The 23,785-nt window shown below is 70.0% G+C and carries 23 protein-coding genes; 11 read left to right on the forward strand and 12 right to left on the reverse strand.

The window, feature by feature from the left end; translation table 11 throughout:
* Positions 1–4 precede the first annotated feature (4 nt).
* The gene (locus tag GUY59_RS12550) at positions 5–1,366 is read left to right on the forward strand and encodes a family 2B encapsulin nanocompartment shell protein (protein ID WP_138200865.1); all 1,362 of its coding nucleotides are present in this window, start codon (positions 5–7) and stop codon (positions 1,364–1,366) included.
* 13 nt (positions 1,367–1,379) lie between these two features.
* Positions 1,380–3,557 carry a terpene synthase family protein gene (locus GUY59_RS12555; protein ID WP_138200856.1) on the forward strand — a complete coding sequence of 726 codons (2,178 nt, stop codon included), beginning with the start codon at positions 1,380–1,382 and terminating at the stop codon, positions 3,555–3,557.
* Here the strand turns inward: GUY59_RS12555 and GUY59_RS12560 are convergent.
* Positions 3,554–3,895 (reverse strand): STAS domain-containing protein, encoded by a 342-nt coding sequence (locus GUY59_RS12560; RefSeq protein WP_161714516.1) that lies wholly within the window; start codon positions 3,893–3,895, stop codon positions 3,554–3,556. The genes GUY59_RS12555 and GUY59_RS12560 overlap by 4 nt on opposite strands.
* 377 nt (positions 3,896–4,272) lie before the next feature.
* Complete coding sequence (locus tag GUY59_RS12565) at positions 4,273–4,536, reverse strand: hypothetical protein (protein ID WP_132510843.1); 264 nt, start codon at positions 4,534–4,536, stop codon at positions 4,273–4,275.
* A gap of 364 nt (positions 4,537–4,900) precedes the next feature.
* Between GUY59_RS12565 and GUY59_RS12570 the strand changes: the two genes are divergently transcribed.
* Entirely contained in the window at positions 4,901–5,488 is a 588-nt protein-coding gene (locus GUY59_RS12570; protein ID WP_201760785.1) for a C40 family peptidase, read from the forward strand.
* Positions 5,489–5,718: 230 nt separating this feature from the next.
* On the opposite strand, the gene GUY59_RS12575 is transcribed toward GUY59_RS12570, so the two are convergent.
* Positions 5,719–5,982: a hypothetical protein gene (locus GUY59_RS12575; protein ID WP_132334356.1), complete on the reverse strand. Its 264-nt coding sequence runs from the start codon at positions 5,980–5,982 to the stop codon at positions 5,719–5,721.
* 409 nt (positions 5,983–6,391) lie between these two features.
* On the opposite strand from GUY59_RS12575, the gene GUY59_RS12580 reads away from it, so the two are divergent.
* The gene (locus tag GUY59_RS12580; RefSeq protein ID WP_138200853.1) at positions 6,392–6,892 is read left to right on the forward strand and encodes a DUF2269 family protein; all 501 of its coding nucleotides are present in this window, start codon (positions 6,392–6,394) and stop codon (positions 6,890–6,892) included.
* Positions 6,893–6,926: 34 nt separating this feature from the next.
* Here the strand turns inward: GUY59_RS12580 and GUY59_RS12585 are convergent, their stop codons facing one another.
* Both GUY59_RS12585 and GUY59_RS12590 read right to left on the reverse strand, forming a co-directional pair.
* The gene (locus GUY59_RS12585) at positions 6,927–7,373 is read right to left on the reverse strand and encodes a MarR family winged helix-turn-helix transcriptional regulator (RefSeq protein WP_138200852.1); all 447 of its coding nucleotides are present in this window, start codon (positions 7,371–7,373) and stop codon (positions 6,927–6,929) included.
* On the reverse strand, positions 7,370–7,987 hold the full coding sequence (locus GUY59_RS12590; protein WP_138200851.1) for a type 1 glutamine amidotransferase family protein: 618 nt from the start codon (positions 7,985–7,987) through the stop codon (positions 7,370–7,372). The genes GUY59_RS12585 and GUY59_RS12590 overlap by 4 nt, the downstream gene beginning before the upstream one ends.
* 61 nt (positions 7,988–8,048) lie before the next feature.
* On the opposite strand from GUY59_RS12590, the gene mads6 reads away from it, so the two are divergent.
* On the forward strand, positions 8,049–9,395 hold the full coding sequence (mads6, locus tag GUY59_RS12595) for a methylation-associated defense system protein kinase MAD6 (RefSeq protein WP_138200850.1): 1,347 nt from the start codon (positions 8,049–8,051) through the stop codon (positions 9,393–9,395).
* Positions 9,396–9,477: 82 nt separating this feature from the next.
* On the opposite strand, the gene GUY59_RS12600 is transcribed toward mads6, so the two are convergent.
* Positions 9,478–12,177 carry an AfsR/SARP family transcriptional regulator gene (locus GUY59_RS12600; RefSeq protein ID WP_138200849.1) on the reverse strand — a complete coding sequence of 900 codons (2,700 nt, stop codon included), beginning with the start codon at positions 12,175–12,177 and terminating at the stop codon, positions 9,478–9,480.
* A gap of 111 nt (positions 12,178–12,288) precedes the next feature.
* On the opposite strand from GUY59_RS12600, the gene GUY59_RS12605 reads away from it, so the two are divergent.
* A complete protein-coding gene (locus GUY59_RS12605) occupies positions 12,289–13,197 on the forward strand; it encodes a M23 family metallopeptidase (RefSeq protein WP_138200848.1) in 909 nt (302 codons plus the stop codon).
* Positions 13,198–13,228: 31 nt separating this feature from the next.
* Here the strand turns inward: GUY59_RS12605 and GUY59_RS50680 are convergent, their stop codons facing one another.
* Positions 13,229–14,032, reverse strand: a complete 804-nt coding sequence (locus tag GUY59_RS50680; RefSeq protein ID WP_138200847.1) for an FKBP-type peptidyl-prolyl cis-trans isomerase — start codon at positions 14,030–14,032, stop codon at positions 13,229–13,231.
* A gap of 105 nt (positions 14,033–14,137) precedes the next feature.
* Here GUY59_RS50680 and GUY59_RS12615 point away from each other — a divergent pair, with 105 nt between their 5' ends.
* Positions 14,138–15,205 (forward strand): DUF2293 domain-containing protein, encoded by a 1,068-nt coding sequence (locus tag GUY59_RS12615; protein WP_252374930.1) that lies wholly within the window; start codon positions 14,138–14,140, stop codon positions 15,203–15,205.
* A complete protein-coding gene (locus GUY59_RS12620) occupies positions 15,202–15,576 on the forward strand; it encodes an MmcQ/YjbR family DNA-binding protein (RefSeq protein WP_138200845.1) in 375 nt (124 codons plus the stop codon). Before GUY59_RS12615 ends, GUY59_RS12620 begins: the two co-directional genes overlap by 4 nt.
* Here the strand turns inward: GUY59_RS12620 and kynU are convergent.
* From kynU to GUY59_RS12635, 3 genes are read right to left on the reverse strand one after another with little or no spacing between them, the layout of a single operon-like run.
* Positions 15,569–16,819, reverse strand: coding sequence for a kynureninase (gene kynU, locus GUY59_RS12625; RefSeq protein ID WP_252374929.1), 1,251 nt, complete (start codon positions 16,817–16,819; stop codon positions 15,569–15,571). The two genes, GUY59_RS12620 and kynU, sit on opposite strands and share 8 nt — an antisense overlap.
* Positions 16,816–17,613, reverse strand: coding sequence for a 2-keto-4-pentenoate hydratase (locus GUY59_RS12630; protein ID WP_138200844.1), 798 nt, complete (start codon positions 17,611–17,613; stop codon positions 16,816–16,818). Before GUY59_RS12630 ends, kynU begins: the two co-directional genes overlap by 4 nt.
* Positions 17,606–19,015, reverse strand: coding sequence for an aldehyde dehydrogenase family protein (locus GUY59_RS12635; RefSeq protein WP_252374928.1), 1,410 nt, complete (start codon positions 19,013–19,015; stop codon positions 17,606–17,608). Before GUY59_RS12635 ends, GUY59_RS12630 begins: the two co-directional genes overlap by 8 nt.
* 110 nt (positions 19,016–19,125) lie before the next feature.
* On the opposite strand from GUY59_RS12635, the gene GUY59_RS12640 reads away from it, so the two are divergent.
* Together GUY59_RS12640 and GUY59_RS12645 are read left to right on the forward strand one after the other, a co-directional pair.
* Positions 19,126–19,713: a VanZ family protein gene (locus GUY59_RS12640; protein ID WP_201760786.1), complete on the forward strand. Its 588-nt coding sequence runs from the start codon at positions 19,126–19,128 to the stop codon at positions 19,711–19,713.
* 153 nt (positions 19,714–19,866) lie between these two features.
* Positions 19,867–20,619, forward strand: coding sequence for a GntR family transcriptional regulator (locus tag GUY59_RS12645; RefSeq protein ID WP_132334368.1), 753 nt, complete (start codon positions 19,867–19,869; stop codon positions 20,617–20,619).
* 548 nt (positions 20,620–21,167) lie between these two features.
* On the opposite strand, the gene GUY59_RS12655 is transcribed toward GUY59_RS12645, so the two are convergent.
* On the reverse strand, positions 21,168–22,196 hold the full coding sequence (locus tag GUY59_RS12655) for a hypothetical protein (RefSeq protein WP_138200842.1): 1,029 nt from the start codon (positions 22,194–22,196) through the stop codon (positions 21,168–21,170).
* A 150-nt stretch (positions 22,197–22,346) separates the two neighbouring features.
* Between GUY59_RS12655 and GUY59_RS12660 the strand changes: the two genes are divergently transcribed.
* Complete coding sequence (locus GUY59_RS12660) at positions 22,347–22,868, forward strand: gamma carbonic anhydrase family protein (protein WP_132334371.1); 522 nt, start codon at positions 22,347–22,349, stop codon at positions 22,866–22,868.
* Here GUY59_RS12660 and GUY59_RS12665 read toward each other — a convergent pair.
* Positions 22,840–23,721: a DUF1349 domain-containing protein gene (locus GUY59_RS12665; RefSeq protein ID WP_138200841.1), complete on the reverse strand. Its 882-nt coding sequence runs from the start codon at positions 23,719–23,721 to the stop codon at positions 22,840–22,842. The genes GUY59_RS12660 and GUY59_RS12665 overlap by 29 nt on opposite strands.
* Between the last annotated feature and the right edge of the window lie 64 nt (positions 23,722–23,785).

Genomic DNA, 23,785 nt, shown 5'->3' on the forward strand with positions numbered 1-23,785 from the left:
CGTGTTGACGGAGACCGACCAGCGGCTGAGCCTCGACACGGCGGCGGCCCGCAGGCTCGCGACGACGACCAAGACGCCTCCGCAGACGCGGGAGATCTCTCCCCGCTGGCTGCTGCGGGTGCTCCCGTGGGTGGACGTCGCGGCCGGCGTCTATCGGGTGAACCGGCGGCTGACGTACGCGGTCGGCGGCGGCCGGGTCGGCTTCGTCACCACGGGCGCCCGCTTCCGTGTCGTCCCGCCGAGCCTGGCGGAGCTGCCGCAGTTGCGCGGGCTCGCGGACGACCCCGTGCTCGACGAGCTCGCGGGGCGGTTCGAGCAGCGGGAATACGCGCAGGGCGAGACGATCGTGCGCGCCGGGCGACCGGCCGACGAGCTGCTGCTGATCGCGCACGGAAAGGCGGCGAGGATCGGCACGGGCCCCTACGGCGACCCGGTGACGCTCGGCACGCTGGCCGGCGGCGAGCACGCCGGCGACGAGCACCGGCAGTGGGAGTTCACGCTTGAGGCGATGACGGCGTGTACGGTGCTGGCCCTGCCCTGGACCGAGCTCCGCACGCTGGCCGAGCGGTCGCCGGCTCTGAGCGCGCAGCTCGCCCGCCACCGCATCTGCCGGGCCAGAGCCCAGAACAAGTGGGGCGAGGCCGAGATCGCCGTCGCCGCCGGGCACCGTGGCGAGCCCGCGCTGCCCGGCACGTTCGCCGACTACGACCCGGGCCCGCGTGAATACGAGCTGAGCGTTTCGCAGACCGTGCTCCGCGTGCACACCCGGATCGCCGACCTGTTCAACAACCCGATGGACCAGACCGAGGAACAACTGCGGCTGACGATCGAGGCCGTACGCGAGTCCCAGGAGCACCAGCTGGTCAACAACCGCGACTTCGGCCTGCTGCACAACGCCGATCCCAGGCAGCGCATCCACACCCGCACCGGCCCTCCGGGGCCCGACGACCTGGACGAGCTGCTGTGCCGCAGGAGGAAGTCCCGCTATTTCCTCGCCCACCCACGGGCCATCGCCGCCTTCCACCGCGAATGCACCGCCGCGGGCGTCTATCCGGGCAGCACCGAGCTCCACGGCGCCAGGCTGACCGTGTGGCGCGGCGTGCCCATCCTGCCGTGCGACAAGATTCCGATCAGCCGGGCGGGCACCACCTCGATCCTCGTCATGCGTACGGGCGAGGAGGACCAGGGCGTCGTCGGCCTGCGCCGGAGCGGCGTCCCCGACGAGCGCGAGCCTGGGCTCAGCGTGCGGTGCACCGGCATCGACACCCGAGCCGTCGCCTCCTACCTGGTCAGCGCCTACTACTCGGCGGCGGTCCTGGTGCCCGACGCGCTCGGCGTGCTGGAGAACGTCGAGGTGGCTCGTTGATGAAGGAGTGACCATGAGTCAGCCGTTCGAACTTCCGGACTTCTACATGCCGTATCCCGCGCGGCTCAACCAGCATCTCGAGGAGGCCCGCGACCACTCCAAACGGTGGGCGCGCGACATGGGCATGCTCGAAGGCTCGGGCGTCTGGGAGGAGGCCGACCTCGACGCCCACGACTATCCGTTGATGTGCGCCTATACCCATCCCGACTGCGACGGCGCCGAGCTCTGCCTGATCACCGACTGGTACGTGTGGGTCTTCTTCTTCGACGACCACTTCCTCGAGGTGTTCAAACGCACCGGCGACCTGGCGGGCGGCCGTGCGTACCTCGACCGCTTGCCGCGTTTCATGCCGATGGGCGGCGACCTGACCATGCCGGAACCGGCCAACCCGGTCGAGGCGGGGCTGGCCGACCTGTGGGTCCGTACGGTGCCCGGCATGTCGGCCGACTGGCGGGCGCGGTTCGCCGAGAGCACGCGCAACCTGCTGAACGAGTCGTTGTGGGAGCTGGCCAACATCAACATGGGCCGGGTGGCCAACCCGGTCGAATACATCGAGATGCGGCGCAAGGTCGGCGGCGCGCCCTGGTCGGCGGGGCTGGTCGAGCACGCGGTCGGGGCCGAGGTGCCGGAGCGGATCGCGGCCTCGCGTCCGATGCGGGTGCTGCGTGACGCCTTCTCCGACGCCGTCCACCTGCGCAACGACCTGTTCTCCTACGAGCGGGAGGTCAGGGACGAAGGTGAGCTGAGCAACGGGGTGCTGGTGCTGGAGAAGTTCCTCGGCTGCACGACGCAGGAAGCCGCCGACGCGGTCAACGACCTGCTGACCTCGCGGTTGCACCAGTTCGAGCACACCACGTGCACGGAGCTAGGGCCGCTGTTCGTGGAGAACGCGATCGACCCGCTCAGCGCGGCCGGTGTGCTGGCGTACGTCAAGGGGCTGCAGGACTGGCAGTCTGGCGGGCACGAGTGGCACATGCGCTCCAGCAGGTACATGAACAAGCGGGCGACGGCGACCCGGCCGCTCGGCATGTCGTCCCTGGTCGACCTGCTGGGAGCCAAGCGGCTGCGCAACTTCACGCACGTGCCGCGTCAGAAGGTGGGGCCGTCGATCGTGCCCGAGCTCTATGTGCCGTTCGAGCTGCGGTTGTCGCCGCACCTCGACGCCTCCCGGCGTAACACCGTGGCGTGGTGCACGGAGATGGGCATACTAGAGGCCCAGCCGGGCGTGGTGGGCTCGGCGGTGTGGGACGAGGAGAAGCTGGTCGACTACGACCTGCCGCTCTGCGCGGCGGGCCTGCATCCCGACGCCTCGCTCGAAGAGCTGGACCTGGCCTCGTGCTGGCTGGCCTGGGGCACATACGGCGACGACTACTTTCCCGTCGTCTTCGGCAGGTCGGGCAATCTCGCGGCCGCCCGGGTCGCGGTGGCCAGGTTCGGGGAGTTCATGCCGATCGAGGGCGTGCCCGCGACGTTGCCCGCGAGCGCGCTGGAGCGTTCGCTGGCCGACCTGTGGGCGCGCACGACGGCGCCGATGCCGCTCGCCGACCGCCGCAAGCTGCGTAAGGCGATCGAGGACATGTGCGACGGCTGGTTGTGGGAGCTGGCCAACGAGCTGGCCCACCACATCCCCGACCCGGTCGACTACATCGAGATGCGCAGGCTGACCTTCGGCTCCGACCTGACGATGAGCCTGTGCCGGCTGCGGCACAGCAAGGGCATCCCGGAGGAGGTCTATGCCAGCGGGCCGATGGTGGCGCTGGCGAACGCCATGATGGACGCGGGCTGCCTGCTCAACGACATCTTCTCGTACCAGAAGGAGATCGAGTTCGAGGGCGAGGTGCACAACTGCGTCCTGGTGGTGCAGAACTTCTTCGACTGCGACTACCCGGCGGCGGTGGCCATCGTCAACGATCTGATGGCCTCGCGGGTGCGGCAGTTCGAGCACATCGTGGAGCACGAGCTGCCGCTCGTGTGCGAGGACTTCGGGCTCGACGCGGAGGCCAGACGGGATCTCGACGGGTTCGTGGCCGAGCTGCACGACTGGCTGGCCGCCATCCTCAACTGGCATCGCGGATGTTTCCGCTACGACGAGAAGACGCTGCGCCGGCACAAGGCGCCGCCGCGGTGGCGGCTGGGCGGCCCCACAGGGCTCGGCACCTCGGCGGCCGTCGTCACCGCCGGCCGGGGTTAGGTGGGGACGTGGATGCGCGGCTGGTAATACCATCCCATCATGCGCATCAGCCGCTGCTGGTACGGCGTGACGTTGTGCAGCCGGATCCACCGTTGCGAGGGCGGCAGGGTCGGCATGACGAGCACGCGCAGGCCTGAGACGTCGATGAAGGTGAGTTCGCCGGTGTCGACGACGACATAAGAGCCTCGGCGGCAGCGGGCCAGGGCGCCGGCCACGGCGGAGCTGTTGGTTGCGTCGATCTCACCGACCAGCGAGACGTCCGGCGCTCCTGGCGCCCTGCGCACCACGATGCTCAGCTGCTCATCCTGATAAAGCAGCAGCTCTTCGACGCCGCTCACACTCCCCGCACCCCCCAACACGAACTCGGGGGTTGTATGCCGAAATGCTCCCTGCAGGGTATGACCACCAGGAACGTCTGGCGGTTGACCAGAACCAAGGCTACACGAGGTTTGTGGGGCTATGTAAATATCAATGTAAAAACACCGAATCGCGGGGATATTATGACGGTTAACGCTTTCCGGACAGGCCGGGCGTGCCCGCGCCGGCTGCGGGCATGACGGACCGGCCCGTCCGGAGGCGACGAGGTGGGCGGGAGTTCTCTCTCGCACCGCGCCGTCCAGGGGCTTGGCGCCGGTAAGGTGCCGCCACGGCTTCGTGGCTACCGGTGCGGCCCCAGGTCAGGGCGTACGCGGGAACCGCCGCCACCTCGGACGGCTCAGTTGTCGTCGCCGACGTTCTCCTGGTTGCTGAGGAGGCTGAGGTCGATGTCCTGCAGGTGACCCGCGGTCAGGACGTCGATGTACTTCACGGAGTCGTTGCCGACGTCGTTGAGCAGGGTGAGGTCGTCCGCGAGGCTCAGCTGGCTCAGGATCTGCTTGCCCTTGTTGTAGGGGTTGGGAACGTCCGCCGAGGCGCTCGTGGCCGAGAAGCCCAGCATGAAGCCCGCGATGGCTGCACCGGCAAGAATGCGACGCATCATTTCTCTACTTCTCCTTCGTCGGAATCGGCGCGGAATGCGCGTCTTCGGATTCGCTCGCACAGGGGCCGCGAGTTTTCGTGAATAACAATCTCGCGCCCACCGGCACGCCGCAACCGGGCTTAGCTAAGTCAAAGTCAAATGCGTGCCCCGTTTCCTTGGCCGCCGTTCACGGCCCGTTCGGGTACATCTGGACCTGTCCCGATTTATCCGGAGTGGAACGCACGCGATTTTTCATCTTATCGCCATACGTGCACCCCGCATGTCCCAAGGGCGTTTCGTCCCCACAGGAATGGCGGAATGCTCCCGGCGGAAACGTCCTGGCGTGGGCCGCACGCCGACGAGTCACGGGAGCACTGAATATGCCATGAAAAGAACACCGCCACCGCTGCCGATCACGCTGGCCCTGACCATTCTGGGCACCATGCATTCCGCACCCGCGCTGGCCGCCCGAAGATGCGGCGGACATTCGCAGGGCCATTGCCGCACTGCTGCGGACATCGTCGCCGCGCGTTCGCCGGCCGGCGCCATCGCGGTGCGGGCGGCGATCGAGATGATCGGGGTCCCGTACTCGTGGGGCGGCGGCGGTGTGCGCGGGCCCGGCCACGGCGTCGGGAGAGGGGCAGGGGTCAGGGGATTCGACTGCTCGGGGCTCACCGAGTACGCGTGGGCGCGGGCCGGCGTGCTGATCGGCACGACCACGTCCGAGCAGCGGCGGTCGGGCGTACGGATCGCCAGGCAGGACGTGCAACCCGGTGACCTGGTCTTCTACGACAGTGACCGGAGCAGCGCCGGGCCGGAGCACGTGGCCCTGGCGGTGGACGCGACGCGGATGGTGCACGCGCCGTACACCGGCGCCTTCGTACGGATCGATCCGCTCGACCGGCGGACCTTCCTCGGGATCGTGCGGCCGAGCGAGAGCGCCGCCAACCTCGCCGGCGCGGAACACGAGTGAACGTCATGAGCGGCCGCGCGGCCCGGGTCGTCCTGCAGTGATCGACCCGAGCCGCGCGGCGCTGAAAGCCTGGTGGCCACCAAGCCCGTGCCGTGGACTCGCGAATATCCACGACCCGTTCTTCCGGTTCGCCTCAGGGCGTCAGGGAAGGCCGACCTTGGCCGGGCGGGCTCCCCTCATGCGGAACGGGAGTCGCCGATCGGCTTCCTGCCTACGCGCGTGAGGAACCGTCAGTTGTCGTCGCCGACGTTCTTCTGGTTGCTCAGAACGCTGGCGTCGATGTCGTTCAGGTGGAGCAGGGTGAGGACGTCGACGTACTTGACCGAGTCGTTCAGCACGTCGTTCAGCGCGGTCAGGTCGTCGAGGGCGCTCAGCTGGCTGAGAATGTTCTGCCCCTCATTGTGGGGGTTGGGAACGTCGGCGGAAGCTCCGGCGGCGGAGAAGCCGAACGCGGCGGCCGCGATTGCTGCACCTGCCAGAATGCGACGGATCATGATTGGTTTCCTCCATGGATAGGCGCGGAATTTCCGGCGCCATAGTCGTTTTTGCAGGGCTGTGAGGTGCCGCCCATAACGATCGCGGCAGGCAGCGGAAACCGCAACTCGGAATGCCCTCCCGGAGGTCAAGGGGAAACCCGGGTTTCTTGGCGTCGGATTTTCCCGCTCTTCGCCGACGCGCCACATATATACGCCGCCGGCAGACCACGCATGGATATTCGTTTTGGCTGCCCGCGTGGCCGATGGTCCTTTCGTTCACTCCTGTTTAGGGAAGGATCACCCGAAACTTGGGACTCGGGGTACGCCGCCGGGCGTACCCCGATCACCTCCCCAGGAGGGACGTACGGCGCGGGCGGAGCGGTGACGATGGTCGTCGAGTTGCCGAATCCCGAGGCAGGTGAGATCCATGCGGCCACCTATCCGCAGGACGGTCCTGACCGTCCACATCATCGCGTCGGTCGCCCTCCTCGGCGAGGTGTGGGGGCTGGTGGTGCTGAATGGCGCGGCGGCGCTGACAAACGATCCCGCACTGGCGCACGCCGCCTACCGGTTGATGCCGAACCTGGTGTTCGCGGGCGGCATACCGCTCAGCCTCATCGCCTTGGCCACCGGCATCACGCTGGGCCTGAGCAGCCATTGGGGGCTGTTTCGCTATTACTGGGTGACGGTCAAGCTGGGGCTGCTCGTGGCGGTGATCTGCATCGGCATGTTCGTGTTCGATCCCGAAGGAATGGCGGCCGCCACCGAGGGGGGCGCGGCGGCCGCCGCCCCGGCCCAGTGGGGCCAGACGGCCGCGCTGGTCGCGCAGTGCGTCATGCTCGTCGTCTCGACGGTGTTGTCGGTGTTCAAACCGCGCTGGACGCTCCGGGCGAGTCCGCCTGCGACCGCAGGTCACGAGTACCGGTGAGGTGGTCCGCCAGCTCGGGGCGGACCAAGAGCCGTTACGAGGAGGTGTCAAGGTCGTCGAGGGCGGCGGAGAGCCGGCGGAGAGCCGCCAGGCATTCGTGGGCGGTTTCGGCGCCCAGTTCGGCCACGAGGCGGTCGGCGAGTTGCTGGTGGGCGGGTGTGATCTTGTCGATGGACTCGCGGCCGGCCGCCGTCGGCTGGAGCAGCTTGGCCCGGCGATGCGCGGGGTTGGGCCGGTATTCGGCGAGGCCCCGTTCCACCAGCAGGTCGGCGATGCGCTGCACACCCTGCCTGCTCATCCCCATGACCCGGGCTATCCCGGCGACGGGCAGCGGCTCGCGCAGCACGGCTCCCAGCACCTGCCACCACGCCGCCGTCATCCCCGCCGGCCGGGCGAGCCCCTCGGCCACCTGGAGGAACTGGCCGTTGAGGCGGAACGTCTCAAGTGCCAGCCCCGACAGGAGATCGGCAGAGCCGTTCATGCGGCCATCAAGACCTCGAACGCCGAGGCGTCGCTCCTGCCGAAGAGCCGGAACCACGCGTCGAGCACCTCGGGCCGGCAGGTGTCGAGCCGACGGAGGATCTCCCTGGCGAAGGCCACCGGCTCCGTGGGGCCGGCCGTGATGAGGCCGCCGTCGAGCACCGCGTCCCGGTCGAGGTAGTGCCGGGCGCCCGCATAACCCGGCTGACCCTGCAGATACCGCACCGCGGCGCTGGTGTGGCGGCGATCGTCCAGCAGCCCCTCGCGGGCGAGACCGGCGGTGGCGCCGCAGATGGCGGCGACCGGCACGCCCGCGTCGAGGAACTCCCTGGCCTTGCGCGCGAACGGCGCCAGCTCGTCGCCGGAGTCCCACAGGTCCGCGCCGGGCAGGATGAGGAGCCCGCTGCCCTCGGGGGTGAGGCGGTCGAGTGCGAGGTCGGGCGCGACGCGCAGCCCACCCATGCTGACCACGGGGTCGGTGGACGGGCCGACCGTGACGACCGCGTAGCCGCCGGGCTCGCGGTGGAAACGCTCGCTGCGCAGGTGGGCGGTGGCGTGCCCGGTCTCCCAGTCGGCGAAGGTGCCGTACACGGCGTGGTGAATGACGGGTTTCATGACAGCATATTGGCATTAGGACAGTATGCTGTCAATTGCTTCCCGTGCGAGGATGGACCGCATGGCAGAGATCGTCGGCGGGGGACGTCCAGTCAACGACGCCGAACGGCGGGTGATCGCCTATCTGCGAGATCACGCACCCGCCGACTGGTTGCTGCTGCACAACATCGAGCTGTCGCGCGGCCACGACGTCTTCGAGGTGGACCTGATCGTACTGACCGGCCACTCGCTGGTCGTCGTCGACGTCAAGGGCACCCGGGGGCGCATCGAGGTGTCCGGCACGCGCTGGTTCCCGCCGCGCAGGGAGGCGTTCGGCTCCCCCGTGGCCAAGCTGCGCGGCACCGCGAAGGCGCTGAAAGGGCTGCTGGTGTCGCAGGCCACGCAGCTGGAGCGAGTCTACGTCGACTGCCTGGTCGTGCTCACCTCGCCCGACGCCGAGCTGGTCGATCCGGCCGGGCGCGACGCGGTCAACGTCACCGACCTGCCGGGGCTGCTGGCCACCTTGAGCGACGCCTCGCGGGTCAGGCGCGGGTGCAGCCCCGACGCGAGGCCGTACATGACGGCGATCCTCGACGCGCTCAACCAGACCGTGCGCCGCAGCACCGCCCCGCCGAGATACGGCAACTGGGAGGTCGAGGAGCAGCTCGGCGGCGACGCGAAGATCACCGAATACCGGGCCTTCAACGTGACACTGCCCGGCAGTGAGACCGTGCTGCTCCGGGTCTACCAGGCCGATCCGCTGGCCGACCACGAGGCGCGGGCGGCCGAGCGGCAGCGCATCGCCAACGCCTACCAGACCCTGGCCCGCATCCCGCCGCACCCGTGCGTGGTGCGCCCGCGCGACTTCTTCGCCATCGACGACGAGAGCCGGTTCGTGCTGGTGCTCGACGACGTGCACGGCGAGGCCCTGCACCTGTCGCTGGGCCGGGGCGCCAGACTCGGCGTGATCAGGGATCTGCTGCGCGGGCTGGCGCACGCGCACGCCAACGGCGTCGTGCACCGGGCGCTGACGCCCGCGTCCGTGCTGGTCACCGACGACGGGCACGCGGTGCTGACCGGGTTCGACTACGCCAAGCCGGGGCCGCGCGACTACACCGTGGCCCACGAACTGGGCAACGTGCTCGACGCCCACTACGTGGCGCCGGAGTGCCAGGAACGCCCCGACCGGATGACGACCGCCTCCGACGTCTACGCCGCCGGAGCCATCGCCTACCAGCTCCTCACCGGCCAGCTCCCGACCAGCGCCGACGCCCACGGGCCCGACGTGCCCGAGGTGGTGCGCCGGATGCTCGACCACTCCCCCGCCAAGCGGCCGTCCGCCGCCGAGGCGCTCGCCGCCCTGGACGCCTCGCCGCCGCAGGAATCACGGTTCAGACGTCTCGTACGTCGCATAGTGTCCCGATCATGACCATCAGCCTGCGTCCCCGGCGAAGAGGACGACCTGCCCTCCCTGACCCCGCACCCCGGCCGGAGGGCTTCAAGCAGGCGGTTCAGGCGGGAAGGTCGCGGCGGAGGGCCCTGGCGTGCCGGAGGTAGTCGAGGGCCAGCCCCGTACGCCCCGCCGAACGGTGCAGCTCGCCGAGCAGTTCGGTGGTCGAGGCCTCGCCGCTGCGGTCGCCGAGCTCCTGGAAGATCTCCAGCGAGCGTTCGAGCCCGGTGGAGGCCCGTGCCAGGTCCCCGCGTTCGGCCTGGAGCCCGGCCAGGCTCTGCAGCGCGTACGCCCCGCAGTGCCGGTCCCCCAGCGACTCGAAGATCTCCAGCGCGTGCCGGTGGAACGACATCGCGCGGTGCAAGTGCCCCATCTGGACGCACACACAGCCTTCCCGGTGGGCATCTCCGAGTTCCTGGGCCAGCCGCATGGCCTGGTCCAGCGACTCCGACGCCTGGGCCAGGTCGCCGGACTTGAGGCAGACCCGGCCGATGGCCTGGCGGGTGTACGCCTCGCCCTGCCTGTCGCCGGTGGCGAGGAAGATGGCCAGGGCGTGCCGGAAGTGGGAGAGGGAGCGGGCGTGCCGGCCGCGGAACTGGCTGACCGCGCCAAGGCCGCAGAGGGAGGTGGCCTCGGCCCGGCTGTCGCCCAGGTCGTGGAATATCTGGAGGGACCGGGTGAAGCCTTCGGCGGACTCCTCGTACCGGTCCTGGTAGAGGCTGACCTGGGCCAGCCCTCTCAGCATGGCGGCCTCGCCGTACGCGTCGCCGGCGGCGCGGGCGGCGGCCAGCGCGGAGGTGTGCGTACGCCGCCACGTGCCGAGGTGGCAGCGCAGGTCGAGGCAGGGCACCATGGCCGCGGCCAGCGCCCACGCCGACTCCGCGAGGCCCAGTTCGGCAGCCACGTCCACCGCGCCCGCCAGCGCCTCGTGCTCGGCCTCGAACCAGGCGACCGGGTCGGTGGTCAGCCGTTCGAGCGTGCGCTCCGGAAGCCGCCAGCGCGGCGCCCTGGCCGCGGTGAGGGTGAACACGGTGGTCGGCAGCCGCGCCATGGCGTGCTCGGTGATCGCCGTCCACGCGGCCAGCACCCTGGACAGGGCGTCGAGCCCGCCGGGTTCACCCCGTACGCCGGACGTCGCGCCGCCGCGCTTGAGCGCGTGCCCGCCGATGAGGCCGGGCACCCGGTAGCGCGGCTGGCCCACGGGGTCGGTGCCGACCAGGTCGAGCAGGTTGACGTCCACCAGCAGGTCGGTGACGTCGTGCGCGCCGTGCCTGCCGAGCGCGGCCTCGATCACCCACCCCGGCTGGGCGGGCTCGCCGAGCCGGCCGAGCGTGCCGAGAATGCGGGCGGCCTCGTCGGGCAGGCGCGTGTAGCCGTGGTCGAGGGTGGCCCGCACGTCCCGCAGTTCGCCGAGGCAGTCGTCCTCCAGCCGCTGCCTCAGCACCGCCAGCGACCAGCCGGGCCGGCCGGCCAGCCGCGCGCCGGCGTTCCTGACGGCCAGCGGCAGCCACTCGCAGGCGGCCACGATCGCCTGCGCGGCCTCCCGCTCGCGGGCCACCCGGTCCTCGCCTGCGATGTCGCCGAGCAGCGACAGCGCCTCTTCCTGGCCGAGCCGGCCGAGCTGGATCCGTACCGCGCCCGGCAGTTCGGTGATGCGGCGCCTGCTCGTGACGATCACCGCGCTGCCGTTGCCGGGCAGCAGCGGCCGCACCTGGTGGGCGTCGCGGGCGTCGTCCAGGACCACCAGCATGGGCCGCTCGGCCAGCAGCGACCTGAACAGAGCCGAACGTTCCCGTACGGTGGGCGGCGCGGCCTCAACGCCGAGGGCTCTGAGCGCCTCGGCCAGTAGGTCGCCCGGATCCCTGCCGTCCAGCTCCAGGTAGAGCTGCCCGTCGGGAAAGGACGGGCACAGCGTGTGCGCGGCGTGCACGGCCAGCGCCGACTTGCCCGCGCCGGGCGGCCCGGAGATCACCGCGACGGAGAACGGCCCGGCCAGCTCGGCCATGGCGGCCGCCCTGCCGGTGAAGTCGGGCAGATCGGGCGGAAGCTGCCGGGGTGTGGCGGGCAGCGTGTCGTCCGCCAGGATCAGCTCGTACGCCCCGCGCAGCTCCGCGCCCGGCTCGACGCCGAGCTCGTCCACGAGCCGGCCCCTGACGGTGGCGTAAACGCGCAGGGCCTCGGCCTTCCTGCCGCCCCTGTGCAGGGTGAGCACCAGGCGGCGCCACAGGTCCTCCCGGTAGGGGTGCTCGGCCAGCAGCCCGCGCAGCTCGGAGATCGCGCCGTCGTGGTCGCCGCGCTCCAACCGGCGGTCGATCAGGGCCTCCGCGGCGCGCAGGCGTCCCTGGTGGAGGAGTTCGAGACGGCGGTCCCAGACGGGGCTGCCCGGCAGGTCGCACAGCGGCGCTCCACGCCAGAGCGCGAGCGCCTGCGCGTACTCGCCCCGGTCCACCAGCTTCTCGAAGGCCAGCAGGTCGAGCGCGCCGTCGGCCACGTCGATCGCGTAGCCGCAGCCGTCGGCGCGTAAGTGCCCGCGACCCAGCTCCGACCTGAGAGCGCTCACATAGGTACGCACGTTGGCCTGCGCCGAACGCGGCGGGCGATGCGGCCAGAGCACCTCGACGAGCTGGTCGGCGCCGACCACCCGGCCCGCGTCCAGCAGCAGTGTGGCGAGCAGCAGGCGGGGTTTCCTGCCGGAGATCCGGACGGGACGTCCGGCGGACCGGACCTCGAGCGGCCCGAGCACGTGGAAGGTGATCGACATCCGCAGCAGCTCCTCTACAGAGGCCTGACAGCCCTTGTATTGGTTTTGGACGATTTATGTGCGGCCAATGCAGACCCTTGTCTCAGAGATCCCACGGGAAAGGATCACCCCATGAAGCTCAGCGGAGCAATGGTCGCGGGCATCGCGCTGTTATTCAGCCTTGCAACGACGTCGGCCGCCGCAGCCGACCCGGCGCCGGAGTCGGAGGAGGCGCAGATCCTGGCGACCAACTTCCAGCTGCCGTTCCCCTGCGGCCAGTCCTGGACGGGCAACTCCAGCGCCAGCAGCGCGCACCGCTCGTACGAGATCGACTTCAACCGCGGCAGCACCGCGGACGCCGACCTCGGCGACACTGTGGTGGCCGCCGCGGCCGGCACCGTGGTGATCTCGGCACACCAGGGCTCGACGAACGGCTTCGGCAACCTTGTCAAGATCGACCACGGATCCGGCTGGTCCACGTACTACGCCCATCTGAACGCGCGATCGGTCAGCCAGGGACAGTCCGTCTCCCAGGGCCAGAAGATCGGCACGGTGGGCAACACCAGCAAGCCGGGCAACAACATCAAGCCTCACCTCCACTACGAGGTACGCAAGGGAAGCAGCTACCCGGCCAACATTCAGCGGGCCGTCTTCGACGGGAAGACCTTCGGCTACCCACAGCAGACGCTGGCCAGCAAGAACTGCGGCGGCTCCAGCAACCCGTACTCACCGCAGGAGGTCTGCGGCTCGGGCTTCAACGTGATCGACTCGGCCGGGCTCGGCGGCAACGGCACCGTCTACCTGCTCTACAACAGCGGCAACCGCAGCAACTGCGTGGTCACGCTGAAGTCGAAGTCGCTGGGTTCCGCCACGGCGACCAGCGCCTACCTGGAGGTGCAGGGCAGTGCGAGGAAGACCGACTCGGGCAACTTCTCCTACTACGCGGGGCCGGTGACCGCGTCCGCGCCCAGCACCTGCGTCAAGTGGGGCGGCTCGGCCGGCGGCGTCAAGTACGACAGCCCCTGGGAACACTGCGACTAGGACCGGGCCGGGCGGTGGCGCGCCGCCCGGCCTACGCCTGCGCGATCGTGTCGACCACGTCGACGACGTAGACCATGGGCGCGGGCCCAGGGGACGGCACGGCCACCCGGCTGCCGACGCGCAGGCCGTCCAGCGCGTCCGTCCAGCCCGCGGGCACGGAGCCCTCCTCCAGGGTGAACGCGCTGGGCCCACCCCTGCGGAACGACGAGTCGACGACCGTACGCGACGGCCAGGAGGCGGCGACGTACTGGACCACGATTCTCGCGCCCGCCACGACCTGCGGGCCTGATCCGTCGATGAGGACGCGCGGCCTCGCGGCCGGCGTCAGGTCGGCGGGCACGACCGGCAGGGTACGCCCGACGAGCCGGGCGTCGGGCGGGTAGCCGCCCAGGATGTCGAAGACCAGCACCAGCGTGTCCGCCGGGGCCAAGCCGGTCAGCGGCAGGTCGGGGCCGAGAGCGTCGGCGGCGGGGCTGATCAGCATGACCCTGCTGCCGGCCGGCCGGCCGATGAGCGACTGCCGCCACGTCTCCGACACCTGCCTGCCGTCGAAGACCACAGTGGTGGGCTGGTGTCCATCGTGGGTGCTGAGGTAGGGCTCGTTGCCCGACCAGCGCCGGATGTCGACGTCTGCGAGCACCACGTCACCCGGGACCGTGCGCCGGCCGCTGCCCACCGACAACACCACGATGCGCGGCGTGTGGCCCGGGTTCCCCTCCGGGATGGCGACGACCGGTTTGCTGCCGAACGAGCCCGTGACGACGGGCTGCATGCCCTCTTCCGCCACGCCACACGAGGTGGCCAGCATGAACAGGGCGGGCCAGATCGAACGCACATTCTCCTCCAGGGCCAGGTCCGAAGGGGTTACTTGCCGTTATGGCGAAAAGGAATGCTGCGGCTCTCGCCATCTCACGACAAAGGGCGCGGGACACTGGGGTACGTGAGTCGAACCGATGGGGCGAGCAGGCCGAAGCTGGCGCGCAGGGTCGCCGACGCGGCCGAGATCGCGCTGACCGCCAGGAAATACGTGACCTTCATCGACGTGGTGACGGGCCTGCGCTGGCTGCACACCAGGCACGTCGACGTCTGGCGGCAGGGCAGGGCGGCCACGCTGGCCGAGCTGGCCGCCGTCGACGAGGACCGCCTGCTCACCGCCGCCGTCCTGCTGCGGGAGTGGGCCACGGCCAAGGGGCTGCGGCCGGTCGACATGCCGTACGCGGCCGGCACCCGCGACCGCCGCGAGCTGCGTTTCACCTCGAAGGACGGGCAGGACACGTTCCGCGTGCACTGGCTCTCGCCCGATCTCAGCGAGGCCCGCGTGCGGCGGCTCATCGAGGCGCGGAGCAAACCGCCCGACCTGGTGGCGGTGGCCCCGCTCGACGACTGGACGTGCGCGGCCTGCGGCGACACCGGCCCCTACCTGATCATGGAGGACGACCGGCCGCACTGCCTCACCTGCACCGACCTCGACCACCTGATGTTCCTGCCGTCGGGCGACGCGGCCCTCAGCCGCCGGGCCAAGCAGGGCAGCGGCCTGTCCGCGGTGGTCGTCCGCTACAACCGGCGGCGCAAGGTCTACCAGCGCATGGGGCTGCTGGTGGAGGAGGCCGCGCTGGCCGCCGCCGAGGAGCGCTGCCTGGCCGACGAGGAGGTACGCCTGCGCCGCAGGGAACGCGACCGCGTACGCAGGGCGGAGCAGGACGTCGAGTTCCAGGCCAGGATGGCGGCCGAAATCGCCAGGTTGTTCCCCCACTGCCCCGAGCCGCGGGCGCGGGAGATCGCCGAGCACGCCGGCCAGCGTGGCAGCGGCCGGGTCGGCCGGTCGGCGGCGGCCAGAGCGCTCGACGAGAGCGCCATCACGCTCGCGGTGATCGCCTCCATCCGGCATCTCGACACCGACTACGACCGGCTGCTGATGTCCGGCGTGCCCCGAATGGAGGCGCGAGACCTGGTCAGGGAGCGCATCGAACACAGGCTCGACGAGTTCCGGGGTAACGTGCGGACATGAGCGACTGGCATGACGTACGTGAGGAGCTGCGCGCGTTCGCCCTCGGGCTGCCCGAGAGCCACGAGGCCCACCCGTGGGGCGAGACGGTGATCAAGGTGAACAAGAAGGTGTTCCTCTTCCTCGGCTTGGAGGAGCAGACCGAGAAGTGGGACCCGACGTTCGGCGTGAAGCTGCTGTCGGAGGCGCACGGCCACGCGCTGACCGTCGAGGGGGCGCAGCCCAGCGGCTACGGGCTCGGCAGGGCGGGCTGGGTGACCGTGCCGTTCCTGTCGGAGCTGCCGGAGACCGAGGTGCTGCTCGACTGGGTGGAGGAGAGCTACCGGGCGATCGCCCCCGAACGCGCGGTCAAGCAGCTCGACGAGGCTAGGTGACGGCCAGCCGCCTGGCGTACCTCTCGTCCAGCCACAACTTCTTGTCCAGCACCTCCAGCAGCGTGACGGCGGCGTCGTGGACGTCGGCGTAGCCGACGTAGAGCGGCGCGAAGCCGAACCTGAGGAGGTCGGGGGCACGGAAGTCGCCGTGCACGCCGTGGTCGATCAGCGCCCGCATCACCGGATAGCCGTCGGGGTGGTGGAAGCTCACCTGGCTGCCGCGCGCGGCGGCGTACGCCGGTGAGACGAGCTTCAGCGCGTCGCCGACGAGGTCCACGAAGAGAGAGGTCAGCGCCATGCTCTTGGCCCGCACCTGCGCCATCGGCACCTCCTCCCACAGGTCGAGCGCGGCGTCGAGGGCGGCGAGCGACAACACGTGCGGGGTGCCCACCGCGAACCGCCTGACGCCCTCGGCCGGGCGGTAGCCGGACTCGAACGCGAACGGCTCGGCGTGGCCGTTCCAGCCGGACAACACGTTCTCGGCGGCGGCGTGGTGGCGCGGGTTGACGTAGAGGAAGGCGGGCGCGCCCGGCCCGGCGTTCAGATACTTGTACGTGCACCCGAGCGCGAAGTCGGCAGCCGACACGTCCACCTCCATGGCGCCCACGCTGTGGCACACGTCCCACACCATGAGCGCCCCCGCCGCCTGCACCTCGGCGGTGACCGCGGGCACGTCGTGGCGGGCGCCGGTGCGGTAGTCGACCTCCGCCAGCAGCACCACGGCCGCGTCGTCGAAGCGCCCTTCCGCGACGTCGCGCAGCTCGTAGCCGCCGAGCAGCCCGGCCAGCCCCTGCACCATGTAGTGGTCGGTGGGGAAGTTCCGTACGTCGGAGACGATCACGCGGCGGTCGGGGCGCAGCCGCAGCGCCGCCGCGACCGCCTGGAAGACCGCGATGGAGGTGGTGTTGCCCACCACGACCTGCCCGGGGCCGGCGCCGATCAGCGGGGCCAGCCGGTCGCCGACCGTCACCGGCTGCTCGAACCACCCCGAGTGGTTCCAGCCGCCGACGAGTTGCCCGCCCCACTCTTCCTCGACCGCGCGGCGCACCCGCTCGGCGACGCGACGGGGCAGCGCGCCCAGCGAGTTGCCGACGAGGTAGACGACCCCTTCGGGCAACACGAACTCGTCCCTGAAGCGCCGCAGCGGGTCGCCGGCGTCGAGCGCGACGCACTGCTCACGCGAGATCGCCGGACCGGGCGGAACGACAGGTTCACGCGAGACGGCCTGGTCGTGCGGGCTCACGCCGTGAACACCCCGCGCACGGAGCCGAGCCCGTCGATGCGGGCCTCGAACTCGTCCCCGGCCTCGACGGGCACCACGGGGCCGAGCGCGCCGGTCAGCACGACGTCGCCGGCGCGCAGCGCGTACTCCGTGCGGCCCAGCCGGGTGGCCAGCCAGACGGCGGCGTTGAGCGGGTGGCCCAGGCAGTCGGCGCCGGAGCCGGTCGACACCTCCTCGCCGCCCCTGGTCATGGTCATCCCGGCCGCACGCAGGTCGACCCCTTTCAGGGGGACGGGCGTGCCTCCCAGCACGTACGCCCCGGCGGAGGCGTTGTCGGCGATCGTGTCGGCCAGGGTGATGTCCCAGTCGGCGATGCGGGAGTCGGCGATCTCGATCGCGGGCAGCGCGAACTCCACCGCCCTGATCACGTCGGCCACCGTGAACGGCCCGCCACTCAGGTCACGGCCGAGCACCAGCGCGACCTCGGCCTCGGCGCGCGGCTGCACGAACCTGCTCACGGGTACGGGCAGCCCGTCGCAGTAGGACGCGTCGGCGAACAGCATGCCGAAGTCGGGCTGGTCGATGCCCATGCGCTGTTGCAGCACCTTGTTGGTCAGGCCGATCTTCCTGCCCGTGAGCCGCCGCCCCTCGTCGAGCGCCCGCCGGGTGTTGATCTCCTGTACGGCGTAGCCGTCGGCGGCCGTACTGACCAGGTCCCTGATGGGCGGGCACGGCTTGCCCGTACGCGCGGCCTCCAGCAGCCGGTCGGCGGCCTGGGAGCGTGCGTCCACGGCCTGTGACCATTCGTCATACATCGGGTTGCTCCAGTTTGATGGTGATCGTGGTGGGTTCAGAGTAGAAGTCGAGCGACTGGGTGCCGCCCTCCCGGCCGATGCCCGACAGCTTCACGCCGCCGAACGGGGTGCGCAGGTCGCGCAGATACCAGGTGTTGACCCAGACGAGCCCGGCCTCCAGGCGCTGCGCCACCCGGTGGGCCCGGTCGAGACCAGTGGTCCAGAGCGTGGCCGCCAGTCCGTAGTCGCTGCTGTTGGCCAGGTCGATCGCCTCGGTCTCGCTGTCGAAGGGCGCGACGTGGCAGACGGGCCCGAAGATCTCTTCCCTATTGAACCTCGACCATTCCGACAAACCTGTCACAACCGTCGGTTCCACGAAATATCCGGAATCGCGGTGGTCGTTGAACGCGGGGACGCCGCCTCCGGTGTGCACCTTGGCTCCCTCCGAGCGGGCCAGGGCGTAGTAGGAGAGCACCTTGTCGCGGTGCTCCAGCGAGATCATCGGCTGCGGCTCGACCTCCTGGGCCCGGCTCGCCAGCCTGGCGCAGAACTCCTCGAAGATCGAGCGCTGCACGTAGAGCCGCTCGGTGCACAGGCAGACCTGGCCGCCGTTGGTGAAGACCGACTCCACGGCGCCGTCGACCGCCCGGTCGAGGTCGCAGTCGTCGAAGACCAGCCCGGCGTTCTTGCCGCCCAGCTCGAACGAGATCGGCTTGACCCGGTCGGCCACCGTCTTCATGATCGTGGCGGCCGTCCTGGTCGAGCCGGTGAACGTCACGCCGTCGACCCCGGGGTGCTCGACGAGGAGCTGACCCGACGCACCATAGCCGAAGATGACGTTGACCACGCCCGGCGGCAGGCCGGCCTCCGCGCAGATGTCGGCGAACACCGCCGCCGAACCCGGTGTTGCCTCCGAGGGCTTGACCACCACTGTGTTGCCCGCGACGAGCGCGGGGGCCAGTTTCCAGGTCATGAGCAGGAACGGCAGGTTCCACGGCACGATCACGGCGACGACCCCGAGCGGCCTGCGCACGGTGTAACTGAGCACGCCGGACAGGTGGAAGGCCTCGTCGGGGCGCTGGGCGGCGATCTCGGCGAAGGCGCGGAAGTTCGCGATGCCGCGAGGGACTTCGAGCGTGCGGGTCTGTTCGTACGGTTTGCCGGTGTCGGCGACCTCGGCCGCCACCAGGTCGTCGAAGCGGGACTCGATGCCGTCGGCCAGGCGGCGCATCCATCCGGCGCGCTCGCCGACGGGCAGCGCCGCCCAGTCGCGCGCCGCCTCCCTGGCCGCCCGGACCGCACGGTCGACCACCTCCGGGTCGGCCTCGTGCGCCTGCCGCACCACCGCGCCCGTCACGGGATCATGGACGGGGAACGGATTGCCCGCGGCCACCGGCAGGCCACCGATGAAATGGGTCAGCACAACACTCTCCTCCATCTCTCTGTATAGATCGCTGTGCGGTCGATGGACCACGGGTGGCCCGGGGACACGGAGCCTTCGATCGCATCGTCTCGGTGGATGACCCTGTCCGGATGGACATCTTCCGGTACCCCTTGATCGCCCGCGATCATGGTCGGATGGCGCGGACGTGGGAATTGTGGGGACCAGTCATTATTGCTGGTACATTTGCGCTCCCCCTGGCCTTGCTAGCAAGCTTGCTTCTCTTCCGCCACCGCACCAGGGCCGGGCATCACACGGCCCTGCGCACCTCCGTCGCCGACGTCGGCATCGTGACCGGGACCACGCCGTGGATCTGGATGATCCTCACTCCGTCCACAGGTCAGACGGGTTTCAGTCTCGTCCCGTTCACCGACCTCGCGGACCTGACCCGGGCACCGTGGCAGGCGGTGTTGGTCCAGGTCGGGGGCAATCTGCTGGTCTTCGCGGCGCTCGGGGCGCTGCTGCCGGTGCGCAGCCGGGCGATGTCCTCGACAACCCGCGTTGCGGCCGTCGCCGCGGGCTTTTCGGTCCTCGTCGAGGTGCTCCAGTACGCCCTGCGGCTGGGCCGTTTCTCCTCTGTGGACGACGTCATCCTCAACACGACGGGCGCTGTGATCTTCGCTTTGGTTACTCGCCGCTGGTGGGCCGGTCGAGTACCGGCCGTGACCATTTCGCGGTAACGGACCGCTAAAACATCGCGGAATTCACCACACGGGCACGATCCGCTCAAAAGAAGCTCGCGACCGCACCTGTGTATCTGTGCGATCGTGGACAAGACGGGGCAAGTTCTCTGGAGACGCCACAACCTGGTTGGTGACAGAGGGTGATCAAACGTGTCTGAATCCCCGGTACCCCACGAGCCCCCTATCTATCGCCGCATCGCCGACGGCCTCCGCGCCCGGATCCTGTCCGGCGAACTGCGCGACGGGGACCGACTACCGGGCGAGAACGCGCTGATGGCCGAATACGCAATCGCACGGGCGACCGCCAGGCAAGCGCTTGCCGTACTGATCAATGAAGGGTTGGCAGTACCCAAACGAGGTTCGGGGGTTTACGTGCGACTGTTCAAACCGATCCGCAGGCACGGCTCACGCCGGCTGTCACGCGAGCAGTGGGGTCAGGGACGGGCCATCTGGGACGCCGACGCGCGCGGCCGTCCCTTCGACGTCGACCGGGTGGAGGTGGTGCTGGAGCAGGCGTCCGACGAGGTGGCGAGCGTACTCGACAGCCTGGAGGTCTGGGTGCGCAGGCGGCGCTACTCCGTCGACGGCAGGCCCGTGCAACTGTCCACCTCCTTCTTCCCCGCCCACCTGGTGGAGGGCAGCGCGATCACCCTTCCCCACACCGGCCCGGGCGGGGCCTACGCCAGGCTGGGCGACCTCGGCGTGCCGCCCGCCCACTTCACCGAGGAGGTGCGCGCCCGCATGCCGGCGCCGCGCGAGAGCGCCATGCTGGACCTGCCGGGGGGCACGCCGGTGATCGTGATCGCCCGCACGGCGTACACGTCGGGAGGGTTGCCCGTCGAGGTCAACGAGATGGTGCTGGACTCCGCCGCGTACGTACTCCAGTACGACTTCGATGCCTAGGTCAAGGTGATCTGTCAAGCGGGAAGGTTGACCTGACCGTCACGATCATAGAATTCTCTAGAGAGGTGGAGCATCTTCTAAGGAGATGGAACCTCGCCTGGGGGCCCGGGAAAGGTGGACGGAGATGTCCTTTGACCGACATCTTGCCGAAATAGCCCGGGAATTCCCTCACTGGACCATCTGGCGGAGCGATGCGGGCCGCTGGTGGGCCACGAGACACCATCCGATCAGCGCGGCGCAGCGCGAGGCCGGATGCGCGATGACCATCGACGCGGACGACCCGGAGGGCCTGCGCGACCAGCTCCGGGACCAGGAGAGAAGGGCCGGCGAGCAGCACTCGTGGCGGGCCGGCCCCGCACCTCCCTGACGCCGGCCGACAGCGACCGGCGCCACCACGAGCAGCCCGGTGCCGGGTCCAGCGTCTCGGCGGCCCCGGCACCGGGCCACCACAGGCACGGAGGGGCCACGAACGCGGAAGCCTCCGACCCTATCGGGGGCGGAGGCTTCCGCTCAGCACCGTCGTCTCCCCGCCACGGCGGGCAGCGGCCCTACTTGTTCACCTCGGACAGACGGATGACGTTCACCTCGGTGTCGTCGGACACCTTGACCTTCTGGGTCTTGTCCGAGTCGTCCTCGTCGACGACGACCCGCACGTCCTCCTGCGGCCCAGCGGGAGCCGGCGCAGGAGCCGGCGCGGGCGTGGTGCCGGACGCCGGGGCAGGCATCGCGCCGGACGCCGGCGCGGGCGGCATCGCGTTGTCGGGGATCAGCGGCCCGGCGGCCGACTCGCTGCGCATGAGGTCGCCGAGCACGGTGCTGACCTCGGTCAGCCGCCGCACGACCTCGGTGTGCGTGTTGGTCAGATATTCGACCCGGCGGCCCGCCTGCTCGTCGAGCGTGGCGGTGCGCTGCCTGGCCGACTCCAGCATCGAGTCGGCTTCCTCGCGTGCGCCCGTCACCAGCTGCTCGGCCTGCGCGTTGGCGTTCTGCAGCAGCTGGTCCGACTGTGTCTGGGCCGCCGCGAGCACCCGTTCCGACTCGGCCTTGGCCTCTCTGAGCGCCTCTTCCGCCTCGTTGCGGGCCGCCGTGAGCTGCTCCTCCGCGTCGGCGCCCGCCTGGGCCAGCATCCGCTCCGCCGACTGCGTGGCCTCGTTCACCCGCCGCTCGGCCTCGGCCTGGGCGGAGGAAAGGATCTTGTCGGCGGTTTCGCGGGACGTCGTCACCAGGCGCTCGGACTCCGACTTGGCCGCGTCGCGCACGCTGGCGGCCTCGGCCTCGGCGTCTTCACGCTTGGCCGCGGCCTCCTCCTCGCCCAGCCGCAGGATCTGCGCGAGGCGAGGGCTGAGGTCCTCATAACTCTGTGGCGTCTCGACCATGCGGCGCCTGGCCTCCGCCAGCTCGATACGGCCCTGCTCGGCCTGATCGATCGCGCGCGCCAGCCGCTCTTCAAGATCACGTACCTGGTTTCGGACACGGACCATGTAGTCGTGAACCTGACGGCGGTTGTAGCCGCGCATCACGACTTCGAAGGTGTCCTCTTGCATCAGATCGGGGAGGCTCTCGTGCTGGTTTGTCATGGGGGTTACCTAAGGGTGGTTTGCGTGAGGCGGGGGAAAACTGCGGGTTGTGAGGGTTCGGCAACGAGACGTCAGGAAACGACTTTCCTGCCATCTGCCCACGTCCGCAACCCGAACGCCATACCCGGAGCAGGAATTACGATGTGACGGATGTACATAGCAGCGTTGGATAACGGGGCAGCTCCGGACATTCATCCCGAGGCGTACATCGCGCCTGGTGCCGTGGTCGTGGGCAGCGTGCGGGTGGGCCGAGCGTCCAGCATCTGGTACGGCTCCGTTCTCCGGGGTGACGACGAGCGGATCGAAATCGGCGAAAAGTGCAACGTACAGGATCTGTGTTGCCTGCACGCCGACCCGGGTGAGCCGGCGATCCTCGAAGACCGGGTGAGCCTCGGCCACAAGGCCATGGTCCACGGCGCTCACGTCGAGTCGGGCGCGCTGATCGGCATCGGCGCGATCGTGCTGGGCGGCGCCCGCGTCGGAGCGGGCACCCTCGTGGCGGCGGGGGCGCTGGTCGGGCCCGGCAAGAAGATCCCCTCGGGCGTGCTGGTCGCCGGCGTGCCGGGGAAGATCGTGCGCGAGCTCACCGACGGCGACCGCGACTCCTTCGCCCGCACGCCGGACAACTACGCGGCCAAGGCACTCAGGCACCGGACGGCGTCATCGCTTTGATCAGCACCTCGTCCGTCACCGACGCGTTGTTCAGCGGGTCGGCGTAGTCGGGCAGCTCCGGCCGCAGGAAACGCACATAGTCGACGGTCAGCTTGAGGTCGGGCTGACCCGTGACCTGCTTGGCGTTGCCCTTGTCCGCGTCCTTCTTCAGCGTGTTGTAGCTGTCCCAGTCGGTGTAGCCGGTGATGCCCCACTGCAGCACGTCGGGGAGGGTGGACGGCCAGCGCTGCCCCACCTTCCACGTGCCCTTCTCCTCCTTGTAGAGCGCGACGAACACGCGGCCGACCCGGGCCAGCACGAGCTCGACCCAACCGTCCTTGACGGCCAGCTCCTCCGGCTTGGAGCTGCCGTCCTTGGTGTACTTCACCTCGATCTGGCCGGGCTTCTCGACGGTGCCGGTGGTGATCGACACCCAGTTGGGCTTGGCGTACGAGCCGGGCTGGCGGGCCATCAGGCCGCCGAGCGAGAACTTGCGCTTCGGCCGGCCGCCCGCCTTGCCCTCGACCTTGACCCTGGCGTGCATGACGATGTCGCCGGCCAGCTCCTGGTAGACGAAGGGGCCGCGGAAGCCGTCGAACCAGGCCGAGGTCTTGGGCTCCATGTAGAGCGAGCCCTTCGCGGTCTTGTCGACGTCGAGCTTGGCGATCCGGTCGATGTCCTTCTCGGTCTTGCTCAGCTTGGTCCACATCGACAGGTCGGCGGCGTCGTTGAACTCCGTCGTGGCCTCGCCCACCTCACCGCCGGGCGCCGGCGGCGTGGCGTTCTCCAGCGTGAGCACGCCGGGCCCGGTCGGCGACGGCGGCGCCGCCGCGCCCGTGCCGCAACCGGAGAGCACGCCTACGATCGCCAGCACCCCTGCTACCTTCGCCCTCATACTGGAACATTCTGCCGTGAAAAGCCGATGGATAAGCCGGGTA

Source organism: Nonomuraea sp. K271 (assembly GCF_009908215.1).
GTDB classification, from domain to species: Bacteria; Actinomycetota; Actinomycetes; order Streptosporangiales; family Streptosporangiaceae; genus Nonomuraea; species Nonomuraea longispora.

Bases quoted from the DNA above. Each gene is read 5' to 3' on its own strand.
- GUY59_RS12630 (WP_138200844.1), bottom strand. From the start codon at position 17,613: ATGTATGACGAATGGTCACAGGCCGTGGACGCACGCTCCCAGGCCGCC.
- GUY59_RS12565 (WP_132510843.1), bottom strand. From the start codon at position 4,536: ATGATGCGTCGCATTCTTGCCGGTGCAGCCATCGCGGGCTTCATGCTG.
- GUY59_RS12575 (WP_132334356.1), bottom strand. From the start codon at position 5,982: ATGATCCGTCGCATTCTGGCAGGTGCAGCAATCGCGGCCGCCGCGTTC.
- GUY59_RS12660 (WP_132334371.1), top strand. From the start codon at position 22,347: ATGTACATAGCAGCGTTGGATAACGGGGCAGCTCCGGACATTCATCCC.
- GUY59_RS12570 (WP_201760785.1), top strand. From the start codon at position 4,901: ATGAAAAGAACACCGCCACCGCTGCCGATCACGCTGGCCCTGACCATT.
- GUY59_RS12580 (WP_138200853.1), top strand. From the start codon at position 6,392: ATGCGGCCACCTATCCGCAGGACGGTCCTGACCGTCCACATCATCGCG.
- GUY59_RS12585 (WP_138200852.1), bottom strand. From the start codon at position 7,373: ATGAACGGCTCTGCCGATCTCCTGTCGGGGCTGGCACTTGAGACGTTC.
- GUY59_RS12590 (WP_138200851.1), bottom strand. From the start codon at position 7,987: ATGAAACCCGTCATTCACCACGCCGTGTACGGCACCTTCGCCGACTGG.
- GUY59_RS12620 (WP_138200845.1), top strand. From the start codon at position 15,202: ATGAGCGACTGGCATGACGTACGTGAGGAGCTGCGCGCGTTCGCCCTC.
- mads6 (WP_138200850.1), top strand. From the start codon at position 8,049: ATGGCAGAGATCGTCGGCGGGGGACGTCCAGTCAACGACGCCGAACGG.
- GUY59_RS12600 (WP_138200849.1), bottom strand. From the start codon at position 12,177: ATGTCGATCACCTTCCACGTGCTCGGGCCGCTCGAGGTCCGGTCCGCC.
- GUY59_RS12605 (WP_138200848.1), top strand. From the start codon at position 12,289: ATGAAGCTCAGCGGAGCAATGGTCGCGGGCATCGCGCTGTTATTCAGC.
- GUY59_RS12640 (WP_201760786.1), top strand. From the start codon at position 19,126: ATGGACATCTTCCGGTACCCCTTGATCGCCCGCGATCATGGTCGGATG.
- GUY59_RS12555 (WP_138200856.1), top strand. From the start codon at position 1,380: ATGAGTCAGCCGTTCGAACTTCCGGACTTCTACATGCCGTATCCCGCG.
- GUY59_RS12655 (WP_138200842.1), bottom strand. From the start codon at position 22,196: ATGACAAACCAGCACGAGAGCCTCCCCGATCTGATGCAAGAGGACACC.